Below are 15,964 nucleotides of genomic sequence, written 5' to 3'. Positions count from 1 at the left end.
CCAAGCAAAGTTAAGGCTAATAAATTGCATTGGTTACTTTTTGTAATTGATGGAATTGATTGGTGTGTTGTGGGAAAAACTATTGAAATGTATAAATTTTTATGTGAAATATATTAAAGCTAAAAAAATTATATTTGACGTATGGATAAAATTATAAATTTTCAAGATCAGATTGTAGAAATTCAAGATTTTCAATCAACTTATATTATTTTAAGGTATCAAGAAAGGTTGTATCGTTTTGATTTTATAAATAAAAAAGAAGCTTTTTTAAAACAAAAGGAAATTGGGAATTTTTCTTTTTACCAATTACATCCTTTGTTGATTAATTATAATGAAAGTATGTATGACGTATTTCTGAATTCAAAGCCGGAATGTCCTAATAAATTTATTGAAGACATTAAATATTCTATCAATTACATCATACAAGAATGGAGGAGTTGGAAAAGTTATATTGAATTTGACAGCGGAATCACTTATGACGTTTTTCTCCAAAATTTACACAAAGGATCTGGTAAGCTTATGAGAGTTCCCATTTCAATAATGGAAAAACTTAAAGAATTAACAGATCAAAACAATATTAAAATTAGCTATTTTGGAGAGAAAAACTTTTCACAAAATCAATTGATAATGATTAATAATCAATATATCATCGCAGAAAATTTTAGGCTACATTTGATATAAATTAACCGTTATTTTTCTCCTTCTGATACGTAAAATGATTAATCAAAATCCTGATTTCATTAAATTCAAAATCATTTGGTAACGCAGTTTTCCATTCATTTAAAGTTTCCTTTGGATCTCTGTGAAACATTTCCTTAAACGCTTTGATCTTATCGGAAGTAATCACTCTTGCAATATCCAACAAACCTTGTTCAGCAAATTTCGCCAAATGACCAATCACCGTTTCTTTTACCAAACCTCTTTCCATCGCAATTTCCGAGATCGTTTTCCCCTCTTCAAACAACTGGAAAGTAAGAACCTGAGACGGAACTTTTGCAATTTTCATGCTGACTTCCTTATCATTTTTTTCATCCAGAAGCTTGGTTTCCAGCAAATGAATTTCCTTTAGACTGTTCAGGTATTCTTCAATATCTTCCAACCAGTTTTTGAGTTCTTCATTATATTGTTTTAGTCCTTTGGCGCCTTTTATTTCAGCATAAAAATCTTTTAGCGGATTAAAAACTTTATCTCTGATTTCGGTAAAAAAGAAATTCACCGCCCCTTTTGATTTGCTTTCAATCTCTGACCAATCTTCTTTCTTTTCAATAAATAGATTCACTTTCTGGAAAATAATCCGCTCCAGTTTTTCAAAAATCTTACCTAAATTCAAAACATCTCGCTTCAACTGAAGATACAGCTGATTAGATTTTGAACGGTCGATACTTTTGGTAACAATTGATAGATTATTCCATTGTTCTACTTCTTTTAAAAACCATTGACAATCTAGCGTACGAAGCAGTTTTCTGATGCTGTAATCGTATTTTTCCTGATTTAAAATACTTTCTACGTTATCATTTGCCTGCGTTTCGCCCTGAAATTTCAGAATACGGTTGTCTTTAAAAATAACTTCAGGAGTAATTTTAGATTTTAAAACAATTCCTTCCAACGTTCGGCAACGTGACAAGGCAACGTAAACCTGACCCGCAGTAAAGCTTTTCCCGGCATCAATAATCACTTTATCAAACGTTAAACCCTGACTTTTGTGAATCGTCACCGCCCAGGCCAATTTTATAGGAAACTGCTCAAAGCTTCCCAACACTTCTTCTTTGATATTTTTATCGGTGTCGAGAGAATATTTTTTCTGTTCCCAAACTTCCCTTTTTACCGTAATTTCTCTTTCGCTTCCGTCAAGAATGACTTTAATTTCGTTTTCGTCTAGAGAAGAAATTTCGCCTAATTTACCATTGAAATATTTCTTTTCACCTGAAATATCATTTCTGATAAACATCACCTGAGCTCCGACCTTTAATTCTAAAAACTGCTCATTCGGATATTGATTTTCTTTAAACTCACCAAAAAGTTTAGCTTCGTAAGACTTGGAACTTACTTTTATATCTTTCAGTTTTTCCTGATTGATATCGTCTGCCATTTTGTTGTGCGAACAGAGATAAACGTAAGGTTCTTCTCCGGCTTCAAAACCCGGATCATATCTTTCGTTCAAATGATTAAAATCTATATTGGCAACATCGCCGTCACGAATAGCATTTAATATTTCTAAAAATTCCTGATCGGTTTGACGGTAAACTTTCGTTAATTCAATCGTCAGTAAAGGAATATCTTTAATCGCCAAACTGTCGAAAAAGAAAGGCGAATTGTAAAACATTTTTAAAACATGCTCGTCTCTCACCACCGGCGGAAGCTGATACAAATCTCCGATGAACAACATCTGAACGCCACCAAAACGCTGATTATTTCTACGAATAAATCTCAAAGAAAAATCCATCATATCCAAAACATCGGCACGAAGCATCGAAACCTCATCAATAATCAAAACCTCAACTTCTCTTAAGAGTTTAAGCTTATCTTTTCTATATTTGAAATGCTGCTGAAGATCGATAATATTATTCGCCAAACTACTGTCGATACGATCTGTTGTCGGCAAAAAAGTACGCAAAGGCAACCCAAACATCGAGTGAATGGTAACTCCGCCAGCATTGATTGCAGCAATTCCGGTGGGCGCTACAACAATGTGCTTTTTTTTCGTTTTCTTTACAAATTCGTTTAGAAATGTGGTCTTCCCCGTTCCTGCTTTTCCTGTAAGAAAAACGCTTCGGCTGGTGTATTCAATTAAGTCAAAAAAATGATTGTTCATCGTCTGCAAAATTACGGAAAATGTGAATAGGCATAAACTTTGATTCGCTTAAAAAAAATAATTTATGAAAAATTCTCTCATTAAATACTCAGCTCTTGCATTAATCAGCGCATTTACAATGACTTCATGCGCCTCCTCAAAGTCTGCTGACAATACGAATTTGCCCATAGATATTCTGGATAGACCTGCTGATGAAAGCAGCAAAAAATATGATGAAGCCAATTTAGATAAATTAAAAAGCATCATCGAATCTGAAATCGCTAAAGAAAAATGCACCTCATCTTCAGACTGGGCTTTTGCGCCAATGGGAGCTAAAGCTTGCGGCGGACCCGTCTCATACATTGCTTATCCTAAAAAAATAGAGACTTCAATTCTTACAAGAATTGAAAATTATACCCAGACCATGTCTGAATTTAATAAAAAATACGGCATTACTTCAGATTGTATGATGATTGCAGAACCATCGGGCATAAGATGCCAAGACGAAAAAGCAGTTTTGATTTATTAATAATTTAAATCAGTTTTTTACTGCATGATAAAAAATATTTTAACCGCAAAAGATTCAAAAGAAATAATAACGAAAATAAAATTCAAAAGTTTACAAAATGTAAAAAACCTACATTGTCAATCATTTTTGCAAACTTTTGAATAATTTAAGCCCAGAAAAATCTTTTGAATCTTTTGCGGTTAAAAAGACACTATTTACTAAAAAAGCTCTGAACTAATTTATAGTCAGAGCTTTTTTACATTTATTTTTTTGTGACCTTAATCTTTATACCAAGAAGAATATTTCACATAATTATCTGCAATTCTGTTCACTTCACCTTCCAGAAGTGCAGCAGAAATATCTTTAATTTTTCTGGCAGGAACACCACCCCAAACCTCACCAGACTTGATATGAGTTCCTTGTGTTACCACAGAACCTGCGCCAACAATAGAGTTTTCTTCAATTGTACAGTCATCCATTACGATAGAACCCATTCCAATTAAAACATTGTCGTGAATTCTGCATCCGTGCACGATTGCGTTGTGACCGATCGAAACATTATTGCCGATTTCCAGAGGAAACTTTTCATACGTACAGTGCAACATGGCATTATCCTGCACATTTACTTTTTCGCCCATCTTGATATAGTTCACATCACCTCTTATTACTGCATTGTACCAAATACTGCAGTTTTGCCCCATCACGACATCACCAATAATAGTTGCGGTTTCTGCCAAAAATGTATTTTCTCCAATTTGCGGTGTCTTTCCTAAAAGTTCTTTTATAAGTGCCATATTTTTATTTTGAAAATTTAAATTCTTTGAGTGGAAGCCAATAATAGTTAGGTTTAAAAATTTGAAATTCAGACTGAGCATTTTTGAGTTTACGATAATTCTTAAAAGGAATAATAATTCCATCTATATATCTTTTTGATAAAAATTCAGATGGATTAATTCCGGTAACTTTTTGAGCACCTTCATCTGCCACAGACAAATTCTTCACAAGGAAAGCGATGTCTTCTGTCATCTCTTCGGCACACATTAAATAATCTGCGGCTTCAAGCTCGAAATGAGCAAATTCAAAATCTTTCTTTAGATCCCTAAGATATTGATAAAAAAAATCTCTGATTGTATAAAAATTTGAAGTTTCGAATAGACGTAAATCAATATCAACATTTCCTAAACCGTTTACTGATACACTTAAAACATAAAGCTTCTCTTGCATTTTTTGGTTATCTGCATGTTCAGAAACATATGAGAATAATTCTGCAAGATTTCCGTCCGGCAAAACAATTTTTTGATTAAAAAATTCTTTAGAGCAAACATCTGCATCTTTTTCTTTAATAAAAGTAATTCCCAAAGAATAATTCAATCCCATAACTTCTAAATTAAACTCATAGCTAAAATCTAACTATCAACCCCTAGCTTCTAAGTTCTAAATCCGTATTTTTGTATTCTCAAATTTAACGAAAAAATGCGTACGATACTTATAGAACCAACAGAAAACCCAAAAGTGATGAAATTTGTTGCTGATTACAACTTGATTCCCGGGTCTTTAGAGTTGGACAGAGATTCAGATATATCAGAAATTCCTTTAGCACAAGAGCTTTTTAATTATCCTTTTGTGGAAAGAGTTTTCATTACCGCCAATTTTGTAGCAATTGCAAAACAGGATACTGTAGAATGGGAACATGTTGTTGAAAGTCTGAAAAATGTAATTGAAGACGAGCTTTTGGCAAATCCAAGAATTTACCTTCAGAAGAAAAAAGAAATGATTGAGATTTATGCTGAAATGACTCCGAATCCTAATGCAATGAAGTTTGTGGCAAGCAAAATGCTGATGGACGGTTTTGTAGAAGTAAAATCTAGAAACGAAGCTGAAGGAGTTCCTTTGGCTCAGGCTATTTTCACAGAATTTGATTTTGCGAAAGAAGTCTTTATTTCAGATAATTTTGTAGCGGTTACCAGAGACAATTCTGTTGAATGGCATCAGGTAATGATGGCAGTTCGTGGTTATATTGCAGAATATCTTCAAAGCGGAGGTGTAATTTCAAATATAGAATCTCAAAGACACGAAAATCCTGTAGAAAAGATCATCAACAGAGATTACACCGATGACGAGCAGAAAATTTCAGATATCTTAAATGAATACGTTGCTCCTGCAGTAGAGAACGATGGCGGAAAAATTTCTTTAATGGAATATGATGCAGCCAACAAAACGGCAAAGATGTTGCTACAAGGTGCTTGTTCAGGCTGCCCAAGTTCAACAGCTACCTTAAAAGGCGGAATTGAAAATATTTTAAAACAATTCGTTCCGGAATTAGTAGAAAGAGTGGAAGCCGTAAACGGATAAAAATATTAGTAATGAGTAATAAGTAATTTTAAATACTGCTTATTGCTCATTACCAATTACTCATTACTTATATATATGAAAGGAATATTATTAGTGAATCTCGGTTCACCAAGATCTACCTCTGTACCTGATGTACGAGAATATCTGGATGAATTTTTGATGGACGAAAAGGTGATTGATTACCGATGGTTTTTCCGTGCACTTCTGGTACAGGGAATTATTTTAAATACAAGACCCGCAAAATCTGCCGAAGCTTACAAAACAGTGTGGACAGATGAAGGTTCGCCATTGATTGTCATCACTCAGAAAATTCAGAAAAAGCTTCAAAAGCTCGTTGATGTTCCGGTGGAAATCGGGATGCGATATGCGCAACCAAGTATTGAAGCTGGTATTCAGAAGTTAGTTGATCAAGGGGTTTCTGAGATTGTTCTTTTTCCTTTGTACCCGCAATATGCGATGAGCACAACGGAAACGGTGATTGAAAAAGCAGAGGAAGTAAGAAAAAAGAAATTCCCGGGAATTAAAATCAATTACATTCAGCCTTTTTACAATAGAGAAATCTATATCGACTGTCTTGCAGAAAGCATCAGAGAAAAACTTCCTGAAAATTTTGATGCATTACAGTTTTCGTATCACGGCGTTCCGGAAAGGCACATCTATAAAACAGATCCTACAAACACCTGTAATCTGAATGATTGCTGCTCCAGAGAAAATAATCCGAGTCATCAGTTTTGTTACCGTCATCAATGTTTTGATGTGACCAATTCTGTGATTAAAAAATTAGGTTTGCCTAAAGAAAAAGTGATGGTCACTTTCCAGTCAAGATTAGGGAAAGACAAATGGATGGAACCTTACACTGATGAAACTTTAGAAACCATCGGCAAAAAAGGAATCAAAAGCCTTGCAATTGTTTGTCCGGCTTTCGTTTCCGACTGTCTGGAAACTTTGGAAGAAATTTCTGTAGAAGGAAAACATCAGTTTGAGCATGGTGGCGGAGAAAATTTCCACTATATCCCTTGCCTGAATGATGAAGACCGCTGGATTGACGTTGTAAAAACCCTCTGCGAAGAGAAGCTTAATGAGTTTTATCTAGTTTAAATCTTATTTTTTAAAAATATAAAAGGACATTTGATAATCAGATGTCCTTTTTCTATTTATTTTCAACAACACCCCCCCCAAAAAAAACACTGAAAACCATTAATAAACTAATTTTTTCTAAAATAATTGTAATTTTAATAGGGGTATACTTTGTTTTTAAATATTTTTTCATACTTTTACCCTATCAAAAGATAGACATTACCTAAAATTTTTAGAAATAATGGATACAAGTATAGAAATCTTAAAAAAGAAGATTGAGAATTTCACTCCGGAACTTGCAGAGGCATTCATTAAAATTGTTGACAATCTCGATGCAACTGTAAAATCTAATGCTTCGCAGTTTCAGTTGGATGAAGTTTCCAGTAGAATTCAGTTTCACACAGAAAATCCTGCTACGAAACTTGATTTTTTTGAAAACATCTCAGAATTAGAAAAAATCTGTGCGTAATGAAAGTTTTACTGTCATCGATTGCAAAAAATGACATTAGAATGCTGATGCGGGTCTTTAATGCGGAGGAAGAAAATAAAGACAAGTATTTTTTGAATGATTTAAAAGAATCGATCAATACTATTTTGAACGATTACGAAAAATTAGATATAAAAACCAGGGAACTTCAGGTTTATAAAACGGAAAATTTCCCGGTACAGATTTATTACTTATTTGAAGATAGTGACAGTCTTTTTATAACGGCAATTTTTAAGGAAAATAATTAAGAATCCTTTTTGTATAGAACTTTTTTGACATTATTATATAGTTTAATTTTTCTGTTGATGTCTAGTTATTAAGACATTAAACACTTTCGACAGACCTTCCAAATGTGCAAAATTTGGAAGGTTTTTTATTTTAAAATATAAAATTCCTGTATTATCTCACCGGCGTTCTGAATTCTCCGTATCCTGCCAAACCATCATAATTTCTTCCGAAAGGTTTATAATATAAAAATGCCTGATACAAATTTTCTGTCTGCCAAAAATTACCGTTAACTTCTCCAAGATTCAATGATCCGTTTGCTTCCTTCGAAGCTAAAATATAATTATAAAAACCTTGCTTCATATAAATTTTTGCAATGTATTGTTTAGCGGCTTCATCATAATGCATCTGGAATTCTTTGGTTGCTTTAAAATCATTAAATCCGCCCACGATATACAATTCTTTATCCATCGGATCAGAATCTAAAGAAAAGTGCACCCAAGCATAATCAGCTTCACGAGCTGCATCTCTTTCTAAGCCTAAATCATTTCTTCGGTAATACCAGGCTCCATTTACATCAGGCTGATATTGATAATTTAAAGGATATGCCCAAACCGGATGAAGATATGTTTGATTTACGCCATCTACAATCCCGGTTTCACGCACCATATCTGCAGCCATTCTCATGTTTTTATTGTCGAAATAATAAAATTCATTATTTCCGGGGAAAGCAAGATTCAACTGTTGAAAAAGCAATTTATTTCCCATTGTTGCGCTCGGTTTCTGATTCGTAATCTTCATATTGGGATTGTTATTCTGCATCACGGTAAGTGAAATAGAATTTACATTTGAAGTTAAATCACCTGCTTTTGCAACGGCTTGTACTTCTACTCTCTGATTGATATTCGGATTTTTGGCATCTGCAATTCTTGAAATATTCAACGCTAAATTCACATTATCTTCCACGACAGAAAATCGTCTTTTGAAAAGTGGCTGATCTACCGAGCTTTTATAAACAATTAATTCAAAATTTCCTGAAATTTTTGGTTGTATTTTTTCATTCGGAAACTTCAAAGTATAATGGGTGTAAGCCTGAAGCGTATTAAAAGAATACTGAAACTGATCCAGCAACGCATTCATCGAACCATTCGCAATTTCACTGAAAAAAAGATTATCATCTTCCCAATTTCTGTCAAAATGCTTAATGGTGTATCGGTACAGCTCGCTTGAATTGGTTAAGTCATCGAAACTCAACACCAACTGCTGATTCATCGTGATTACCGGCGTCTCGTCATTGGTCTGAGGATTAAACAACTGAATACTTTGAATGTTCTGCCCGAAAGCCAGCGAACTTAAACTGAGTAAAAATATCTGCAACGTTTTCATTATGACGAAGATAACAAATCTCTAAAGAATATTGTATTTTTGATAAAAAAATATTCAGAATATGTTTCAGATACAGGCCTTCGTGTTCAATTTTGCGAGTGAAAATACTTATGTTCTTTTTAATGAAAATAAAAATGCATGGTTGATTGATCCGGGCAATATGAATGAGCAGGAAACTCAGTCAATTTCAAATTTCATCACTAAAAATAATTTAAACATTCAGAAAATAGTTTTGACCCACGCTCATATTGATCACGTTTTGGGTTTACAGTGGGCTTATGATACTTTTAAAGTTCCTGTCACGATTCATCAGGATGATAAAGAAGTTTTGGATATGTTTCAGATCAGCGGAATGAGATTTGGCTTTACGCTTGATCATATTAAGGTTGACCTAAACTACATCAAAGAAGGCGACGAGCTCGATTTCGACGGTGAAAAATTTAAAATCTACCATGTTCCGGGACATTCTCCGGGAAGTGTTGTTTATCATAACGAGACTCAAAAATTTATGATCTCCGGTGATGTGCTGTTTGAAGGAAGCATCGGAAGAACAGATTTATACAAAGGAAATTATGATCAATTGATTGAAGGAATTAAAACCAAACTATTTGTTTTGGATGAAGAAACACAAGTTTTTTCGGGACATGGAAATCCTACAACAATTGGTTTTGAAAAACAGTATAATCCGTTTCTAAAATAGACTTTGATTCACAAAAAAACCGTCAGAATATGACGGTTTTTTTTATTTAGAATGGAGAATTACTTCCATTTGATATTACAACCCATACTTGGTCTTTGAATTTCTTCCTGTGGCTCACCGATTAAAAGATTTTCAAAAGCAATAATCAGATCTTCACCCGTCACATCTTTATGATTTCCAGGTCTTGAATCATCCATCTGACCTCTGTAAATAAGGTCTAATTTATCATCGAAAAAGAAAAAATCTGGTGTGCAAGCTGCGTCGTAAGCTTTTGCAATAGACTGGCTTTCGTCATATAAATACGGAAAATCAAATTTTCTTTCAATCTGGAATTCAATCATTTTTTCAGGTGAATCTGCAGGATATTTTTCTACGTCATTAGAATTAATTGCGATAAACTCAATTCCTGCCTCATTATAATCTTCGTATAGCTCTGTCAACTTATCGATAATGTGGAGCACAAACGGACAATGATTGCACATAAAGATCACCAATGTACCTTTTTCGCCTTTCAAATCATCCAATGACTGAATTTCATTACTTTTTGAAGGGTTCGGAAGCTCAAAAAACGGAGCTTTTGTACCTAATGCCAACATATTTGAGGGAGTATTCATATCTACTTATTTGTCTACAAAGATAAAGATTTCTTTTAGTAGTTGCTAAAGCAATCATATAATTGAGTGAGGCTATTTAATCTATTAATTTTTACGATAATTAAAAATAGCTTGCGCAAACTCCCATTCTGTCAACATTTGACAATTACAGAAGTTCTTAAAAGTCTTTCTACAAAATTAAATTTAAAATTTGTTTGGAAGATGTATTTAAAAGTTTGTAGTTTTGCTAACACTGTTAGTAAAATAAAATCATGGGTTTACATGAACGTCGTCAAAGAGAAAAAGAATCTATCCGTGCAAATATTTTGCAGGCTGCATTCACTTTGGCCAAAGCTGACGGTTGGGCATCTCTTTCTATTCGTAAAATTGCCGATGCAATCGAGTACAGCGCTCCTGTTGTTTATGATCATTTTGAAAACAAAGAAGCGATTTTATATGAAATTTCTATCAACGGATTTCATTGTCTTCAGATAGAATTACTAAAAGCTCAGAAAAAACACGAAACTCCGGAAGATCAGTTGACAGCAATTGTTGACGCTTACTGGAATTTCGCATTTAAAAATAAAGAATATTACCAATTGATGTTTGGTTTGGGAATGCAATGCAGCGGAAAGGGTTTGATGAAAGAAGAGTTTTCTTCTTTTCAGGATATGATCTTCGACTGTACTTTTGAAATTATTAAGAAAAAAGGTTCAAATCAGGATAATGCCTGTCATTCATCTCACGCTTTGTTTTCAGCGGTCCATGGATTGATTTCTATTATGATGATGAGAAATGATGACATTCCATCAACAATGAATAAAACAACATTAGACGAAACTGTTTCGGCTTTTATTAAATCTTTGTAAATTTTTTTTGAACTTAATATTAACACCGTTAGGAAAAATTGACACTGATTATCAAGGTTTTCATATAAATTAAATAATTATTGGCCTACCAAATTTTTGTGGAATGCCCTTGCCTATTAATATTAACACCGTTAGATAAAATAACACAATTAACATATATTTCATAAAACAAAATCCAATTTAAAATTATATTCATGAAAATGACACATTGACCCGACAATTAAAATCCGTTATTTTTTTGACTTCTAAGTTAACGCCGTTAGAAAACATAACAATATTAATTAAAAAACAACATTACCTAATTTAATACTTCATTAAAAAAATAAACTTAAAATGAAAACAACTGCAAAAGCAAGAATTATTGTACTTATATCAAGTATCATTCTTTTACAAAGTTGCACAAAAGCAGCAGAAGGCAGTAATGCTGCTCCACCCGCTCCCGAATTGCCAGTTTACACCGTTACTACATCACCAGCAACCATTTATCAGGAATTTCCAACCGCATTGGAAGGAAAAAATAATGTAGAAATCAGATCACAGGTTGACGGATATTTAGATAAAATTTATGTGGAAGAAGGCGCTTACGTAAGAGCCGGACAGCCATTATTTAAAATAGATTCCAGAGCTTACGGAGAGCAAATGAATATGGCAAACGCTAATTTACAGGTTGCCAATGCCAATATTCAAAAAGCTAAAGTTGAAGTTGACAGACTTCAGCCATTGGTTGCTGCAAAAGTAGTTTCTGATGTACAGTTGAGAACTGCAAAAGCCAATTATGCAGCAGCAGTGGCAGCAGGTTCACAGGCAAAAGCTTCAGTTGGCGGAGCTAGAATCAACGTAGGATTTACAACCATAACTGCGCCCGTAAGCGGTTACATCGGAAGAATTCCTTACAAAAAAGGAAGTTTGATTTCAAGAACAGATGCCAATCCGTTGACGATGTTATCAGACATCAGTGAAATCTATGCATACTTCTCTTTAAGCGAATTGGATTTCATTGGTTTCCAGAAAAAATATCCGGGAGCAACCTTAAATGAAAAACTGAAAAACATGCCGATGGTTGATTTGGTAATCGCCGACAACAGCACGTATCCTGAAAAAGGTAAAATGAGCATCGTTGACGGACAGTTTGATAAAACCACAGGAGCAATCAGCGTTCGTGCCGTTTTCCCAAATGCAAACGGAGCATTGAGAACTGGCAATACAGGACGAGTTCGTATGCCGCAACTATTTGCAAACACGCTTGTCATTCCACAAGAATCAACTTTCGAAATACAGGATAAAACCTACGTTTATGTAGTTGGAAAAGATAAAAAAGTAACCAGCAAACCCATAACAATTTCTGGAAAAACAGATAGTTATTACTTTATTTCTGAAGGACTTGCTGCAGGCGAAAAAATCGTCTACACCGGAATCGGAGCATTGAAAGATGGGGTTGCCATTCAGCCAAAAGCAATTTCTTCTGATAGCCTTTTGAAAGCAAGACCTTTGTAAAACCGCTAAAAACTTTTAATACAAAAGTCAGAAAAGCGTTTAAACAACATTAAAAAATAAACTTCTTATGTTAAAAAAATTCATAGATAGACCGGTACTTTCTACGGTTATCTCCATTATATTGTTGCTGTTGGGAGCAATGTCGGTTTTCAACCTTCCGATTACGTTGTTTCCCGATATTGCACCGCCGAGTGTGCAGGTGACGGCATTCTATCCGGGAGCGAATGCAGAAGTTGTTGCCCGTTCCGTTGCGGTTCCGATTGAGGAAGCGGTGAACGGTGTTGAGAACATGACATACATGACCTCCAATTCAAGTAACGACGGATCAATGACCTTGAGCGTATTTTTCAAGCAAGGTTCAGATCCGGATAATGCCGCTGTAAACGTTCAAAACCGTGTTTCCAAAGCGATGAGCCAGCTGCCGCAGGAGGTTGTGCAGGCAGGAATTTCGACTCAGAAAGTTCAGAACAGTATGATTATGTTTATGGGATTGTCAAGTGATGACCCAAAACAATATGACGAACTTTTCTTACAAAACTATTTGAAAATCAACGTCATTCCACAAATACAGCGTATCCCCGGAGTTGCGCAGGCTCAGGTATTCGGAACGAGAGATTATTCAATGAGACTTTGGTTGAAACCAGACCGATTAGCCGCCAACAATCTTTCTCCGCAAGAAGTTTTGGCAGCAGTAAAAGATCACAATCTTGAAGCCGCACCAGGACGTTTAGGACAGGGAAGCAAGGAAACTTACGAATACATTTTAAAGTATAAAGGTAAATTAAATAAAAATGCAGACTACGAAAATATCGCCATCAAGTCTAATAGCGACGGATCATTTTTAAGATTAAAAGATGTTGCAAGAGTAGAATTTGGTTCTTACACGTACACCGCTGCGAACAGAGTTGACGGAAAACCGGTTGCAGGTTTTGCGATTTTACAGACTGCAGGTTCCAATGCGAATGAAATTCTAACTGAAATTGAAAAGCAAGTTGAGCAGATGAAAACTTCACTTCCAAAGGGAGTTGAGCCCATCATCATGTATAATTCCAAAGACTTTTTGGATGCATCAATTCATCAGGTTGTGGAAACGTTAGTGATTGCATTTATCTTGGTGTTTATTGTGGTATTTATTTTTCTTCAGGATTTCAGATCTACATTAATTCCTGCGATTGCCGTTCCGGTAGCAATTGTTGGTACATTTTTCTTCCTTCAAATGTTTGGTTTCAGTATCAATATGTTGACCTTATTTGCTTTGGTTTTAGCCATTGGAATTGTTGTGGATGATGCGATTGTCGTCGTAGAAGCCGTCCATTCAAAAATGGAACAGACAGGAATGCCTGTCGAACAGGCAACTACAAACTCAATGAGTGAAATTTCAGGAGCGATTATTTCAATTACATTGGTGATGTGTGCGGTATTTATTCCGGTTGGTTTCATGCAGGGTCCGGCGGGAGTTTTCTATAGACAGTTTGCTTTTACTTTGGTGATTGCGATTTTGATTTCAGCGGTTAATGCATTGACTTTAAGTCCTGCTTTATGTGCTTTATTATTAAATGATCCTCAGGGAGAACATGGTGAGCATGGTCAGAAAAAAGGTTTTGGAGCTAAGTTTTTCAATGCTTTCAACAAAAGCTTCAACAACATGACCAGAAAATATATTTACAGCCTTAAATTTTTAATTAAAAATAAATGGGTTGCCGTTACAGGTTTAGCGTTGATCACGGCGGCAAGTGTTTTCTTAATCAATAAAGCGCCTACAGGATTTATTCCTACCGAAGATCAGGGATTTGTTTTGTATGCCGTGAATACGCCTCCGGGAAGTTCATTAGACAGAACGCACAGAGCCACTGAACAGATTGATAAAATCATTAATGGCGAAAAAGCAAAAAATCACCTTTGGGTTGCCGACGGAATGAACTTCATCAGTAATTCTAATGCTTCTCCGTATGCTGCAGGTTTTATTAAGCTTAAAGACTTTGAAGACCGTGGCGAAGTGAAAGATCCGGATCAGATTGCTGCAGCCTTGACGGGAAAAGTGGCTCAGGTAAAAGATGCCAACGCATTCTTCTTCAACTTCCCTACCGTACAGGGTTTTGGTAACGTTTCAGGGTTTGAATTCATGTTGCAGGATAAAACGAACGGTTCTTTTGAACAATTGGGAACAACCACTCAGGCATTTATCGGAGAATTGATGAAACGTCCGGAAATTGCTTTTGCATTCACCACTTATGCAGCCGGAAATCCTCAATATACAATTGATGTTGATACCGATAAAGCCAATCAGCTGGGAGTTTCTATTACAGAATTGATGCAGACCATGCAGATCTATTACGGAAGTAGTTTCGTTTCAGATTTCAACAGATTCGGGAAATATTATCGAGTAATGGCTCAGGCAGATATCCCTTACAGAACCGACGCGAATTCTATGGAAGGAATTTATGTTAAAAATAAAACCGGCGAAATGGTTCCTGTAAAGACTTTGGTCACTTTAAAAAGAACTTTCGGACCTGAAACGGTTTCAAGAAACAACTTGTTCAACGCTGTAACCATCAACGGAACTCCAAAACCTGGTTACAGTACCGGAGACGCCATCAAAGCCGTAGAAGAAGTTGCTCAAAAATCACTTCCTCGTGGTTATGGTTACGAATGGACAGGGATTACCCGTGAAGAAATCAAAACCGGCGGACAAACTGCTTTTGTATTTATGCTAAGTATCTTATTTGTATATTTCCTATTGGCTGCTCAATATGAAAGTTATATACTTCCATTTGCAGTTATTTTGACCATTCCTACAGGGATTTTCGGAGTATTTGCTTTCACAGGATTAGCCGGAATTGATAATAACATTTACGTTCAGGTCGGATTAATCATGCTCGTCGGATTGTTGGCGAAAAATGCGATTCTAATTGTCGAATTTGCCGTTCAGCGAAGAAAAGCAGGAAAAACATTGATTGAATCTGCACTTCAGGCTTCAAGATTACGTTTGAGACCGATTCTGATGACTTCATTTGCTTTCATCATCGGTATGTTACCATTGGTTTGGACACAAGGCGCGGCCGCAAAAGGAAATCACTCTATTGGAATCAGTACCGTTGGTGGAATGTTTACGGGAGTTGTCTTCGGGATTTTCATTATTCCGGTTATGTATGTAATCTTCCAGTATTTACATGAAAAAATGCCAAGCCGAAAAAATAAAAGACTTCAAAAACAAAAATTGGAGGAAGAATTTTTAGCAACAGCACATTAATAAAAAATGATTAACAAAACTTTGAGAAGAATTTAAGCCATTAAGATTTTGTTTAAGAAGTTAATAATATTAAGATGAGCTTCACTTGAAGCACAATTCTTAAAAAATCTATTGATTTTTCTTAACCTAACTTAACTTCTTAATTGTTCTTAATGGTTCAAATTAAGCAAAATATTATCTCCTACTAAAGACAACTTTGCTTATCACTCAAAGTTTTGTGATCAATTTAAAT

The 15,964-nt window shown here is 35.0% G+C and carries 15 protein-coding genes; 10 read left to right on the top strand and 5 right to left on the bottom strand.

The genetic code is table 11. From position 1 onward, the window contains the following. Positions 1 to 141 precede the first annotated feature (141 nt). The gene (locus OH814_RS13405) at positions 142 to 681 is read left to right on the top strand and encodes a hypothetical protein (RefSeq protein WP_308828496.1); all 540 of its coding nucleotides are present in this window, start codon (positions 142 to 144) and stop codon (positions 679 to 681) included. A 1-nt stretch (position 682) separates the two neighbouring features. On the opposite strand, the gene OH814_RS13400 is transcribed toward OH814_RS13405, so the two are convergent. After that, complete coding sequence (locus OH814_RS13400) at positions 683 to 2,812, bottom strand: helix-turn-helix domain-containing protein (RefSeq protein WP_308828495.1); 2,130 nt, start codon at positions 2,810 to 2,812, stop codon at positions 683 to 685. Between the two features lie 64 nt (positions 2,813 to 2,876). On the opposite strand from OH814_RS13400, the gene OH814_RS13395 reads away from it, so the two are divergent. Further along, positions 2,877 to 3,320: a hypothetical protein gene (locus OH814_RS13395; RefSeq protein WP_279195801.1), complete on the top strand. Its 444-nt coding sequence runs from the start codon at positions 2,877 to 2,879 to the stop codon at positions 3,318 to 3,320. A 257-nt stretch (positions 3,321 to 3,577) separates the two neighbouring features. Here the strand turns inward: OH814_RS13395 and OH814_RS13390 are convergent, their stop codons facing one another. After that, positions 3,578 to 4,093: a gamma carbonic anhydrase family protein gene (locus OH814_RS13390; protein ID WP_123886918.1), complete on the bottom strand. Its 516-nt coding sequence runs from the start codon at positions 4,091 to 4,093 to the stop codon at positions 3,578 to 3,580. 4 nt (positions 4,094 to 4,097) lie between these two features. Continuing rightward, a complete protein-coding gene (locus OH814_RS13385; protein WP_308828494.1) occupies positions 4,098 to 4,676 on the bottom strand; it encodes a hypothetical protein in 579 nt (192 codons plus the stop codon). A 96-nt stretch (positions 4,677 to 4,772) separates the two neighbouring features. Between OH814_RS13385 and OH814_RS13380 the strand changes: the two genes are divergently transcribed. From OH814_RS13380 to OH814_RS13365, 4 genes are all read left to right on the top strand, one after another. Next, the gene (locus OH814_RS13380) at positions 4,773 to 5,651 is read left to right on the top strand and encodes a NifU family protein (RefSeq protein WP_308828493.1); all 879 of its coding nucleotides are present in this window, start codon (positions 4,773 to 4,775) and stop codon (positions 5,649 to 5,651) included. A 75-nt stretch (positions 5,652 to 5,726) separates the two neighbouring features. Next, a complete protein-coding gene (gene hemH / locus OH814_RS13375) occupies positions 5,727 to 6,749 on the top strand; it encodes a ferrochelatase (RefSeq protein ID WP_374990577.1) in 1,023 nt (340 codons plus the stop codon). A 220-nt stretch (positions 6,750 to 6,969) separates the two neighbouring features. Then, positions 6,970 to 7,197: a hypothetical protein gene (locus OH814_RS13370; RefSeq protein ID WP_308828492.1), complete on the top strand. Its 228-nt coding sequence runs from the start codon at positions 6,970 to 6,972 to the stop codon at positions 7,195 to 7,197. Beyond that, complete coding sequence (locus OH814_RS13365; protein ID WP_115621239.1) at positions 7,197 to 7,463, top strand: hypothetical protein; 267 nt, start codon at positions 7,197 to 7,199, stop codon at positions 7,461 to 7,463. The genes OH814_RS13370 and OH814_RS13365 overlap by 1 nt, the downstream gene beginning before the upstream one ends. Positions 7,464 to 7,614: 151 nt before the next feature. On the opposite strand, the gene OH814_RS13360 is transcribed toward OH814_RS13365, so the two are convergent. Next, complete coding sequence (locus tag OH814_RS13360; protein ID WP_308828491.1) at positions 7,615 to 8,826, bottom strand: DUF5103 domain-containing protein; 1,212 nt, start codon at positions 8,824 to 8,826, stop codon at positions 7,615 to 7,617. Positions 8,827 to 8,887: 61 nt separating this feature from the next. On the opposite strand from OH814_RS13360, the gene OH814_RS13355 reads away from it, so the two are divergent. Further along, a complete protein-coding gene (locus OH814_RS13355; RefSeq protein WP_308828490.1) occupies positions 8,888 to 9,526 on the top strand; it encodes an MBL fold metallo-hydrolase in 639 nt (212 codons plus the stop codon). Positions 9,527 to 9,585: 59 nt separating this feature from the next. Here the strand turns inward: OH814_RS13355 and OH814_RS13350 are convergent, their stop codons facing one another. Continuing rightward, positions 9,586 to 10,140, bottom strand: a complete 555-nt coding sequence (locus OH814_RS13350) for a thioredoxin family protein (RefSeq protein WP_115622150.1) — start codon at positions 10,138 to 10,140, stop codon at positions 9,586 to 9,588. 251 nt (positions 10,141 to 10,391) lie between these two features. On the opposite strand from OH814_RS13350, the gene OH814_RS13345 reads away from it, so the two are divergent. The 3 genes from OH814_RS13345 to OH814_RS13335 all read left to right on the top strand — a co-directional run bounded on the left by OH814_RS13345 (position 10,392) and on the right by OH814_RS13335 (position 15,732). Continuing rightward, on the top strand, positions 10,392 to 10,988 hold the full coding sequence (locus OH814_RS13345) for a TetR/AcrR family transcriptional regulator (protein ID WP_123886913.1): 597 nt from the start codon (positions 10,392 to 10,394) through the stop codon (positions 10,986 to 10,988). Between the two features lie 333 nt (positions 10,989 to 11,321). After that, positions 11,322 to 12,482 (top strand): efflux RND transporter periplasmic adaptor subunit, encoded by a 1,161-nt coding sequence (locus OH814_RS13340; RefSeq protein WP_308828489.1) that lies wholly within the window; start codon positions 11,322 to 11,324, stop codon positions 12,480 to 12,482. Positions 12,483 to 12,549: 67 nt separating this feature from the next. Further along, positions 12,550 to 15,732, top strand: coding sequence for an efflux RND transporter permease subunit (locus OH814_RS13335; protein ID WP_308828488.1), 3,183 nt, complete (start codon positions 12,550 to 12,552; stop codon positions 15,730 to 15,732). Positions 15,733 to 15,964: the final 232 nt, after the last annotated feature.

This window comes from Chryseobacterium sp. CFS15 (assembly GCF_031118795.1).
Taxonomy (GTDB): Bacteria; Bacteroidota; Bacteroidia; order Flavobacteriales; family Weeksellaceae; genus Chryseobacterium; species Chryseobacterium indoltheticum.
Note: the sequence above shows the minus strand (reverse complement) of the source record. Positions and strands in the feature narration are given on the sequence as shown.

Coding starts and splice junctions, on each gene's coding strand:
- OH814_RS13405 (WP_308828496.1), top strand. CDS start 142: ATGGATAAAATTATAAATTTTCAAGATCAGATTGTAGAAATTCAAGAT.
- OH814_RS13400 (WP_308828495.1), bottom strand. CDS start 2,812: ATGAACAATCATTTTTTTGACTTAATTGAATACACCAGCCGAAGCGTT.
- OH814_RS13395 (WP_279195801.1), top strand. CDS start 2,877: ATGAAAAATTCTCTCATTAAATACTCAGCTCTTGCATTAATCAGCGCA.
- OH814_RS13390 (WP_123886918.1), bottom strand. CDS start 4,093: ATGGCACTTATAAAAGAACTTTTAGGAAAGACACCGCAAATTGGAGAA.
- OH814_RS13385 (WP_308828494.1), bottom strand. CDS start 4,676: ATGGGATTGAATTATTCTTTGGGAATTACTTTTATTAAAGAAAAAGAT.
- OH814_RS13380 (WP_308828493.1), top strand. CDS start 4,773: ATGCGTACGATACTTATAGAACCAACAGAAAACCCAAAAGTGATGAAA.
- hemH (WP_374990577.1), top strand. CDS start 5,727: ATGAAAGGAATATTATTAGTGAATCTCGGTTCACCAAGATCTACCTCT.
- OH814_RS13370 (WP_308828492.1), top strand. CDS start 6,970: ATGGATACAAGTATAGAAATCTTAAAAAAGAAGATTGAGAATTTCACT.
- OH814_RS13365 (WP_115621239.1), top strand. CDS start 7,197: ATGAAAGTTTTACTGTCATCGATTGCAAAAAATGACATTAGAATGCTG.
- OH814_RS13360 (WP_308828491.1), bottom strand. CDS start 8,826: ATGAAAACGTTGCAGATATTTTTACTCAGTTTAAGTTCGCTGGCTTTC.
- OH814_RS13355 (WP_308828490.1), top strand. CDS start 8,888: ATGTTTCAGATACAGGCCTTCGTGTTCAATTTTGCGAGTGAAAATACT.
- OH814_RS13350 (WP_115622150.1), bottom strand. CDS start 10,140: ATGAATACTCCCTCAAATATGTTGGCATTAGGTACAAAAGCTCCGTTT.
- OH814_RS13345 (WP_123886913.1), top strand. CDS start 10,392: ATGGGTTTACATGAACGTCGTCAAAGAGAAAAAGAATCTATCCGTGCA.
- OH814_RS13340 (WP_308828489.1), top strand. CDS start 11,322: ATGAAAACAACTGCAAAAGCAAGAATTATTGTACTTATATCAAGTATC.
- OH814_RS13335 (WP_308828488.1), top strand. CDS start 12,550: ATGTTAAAAAAATTCATAGATAGACCGGTACTTTCTACGGTTATCTCC.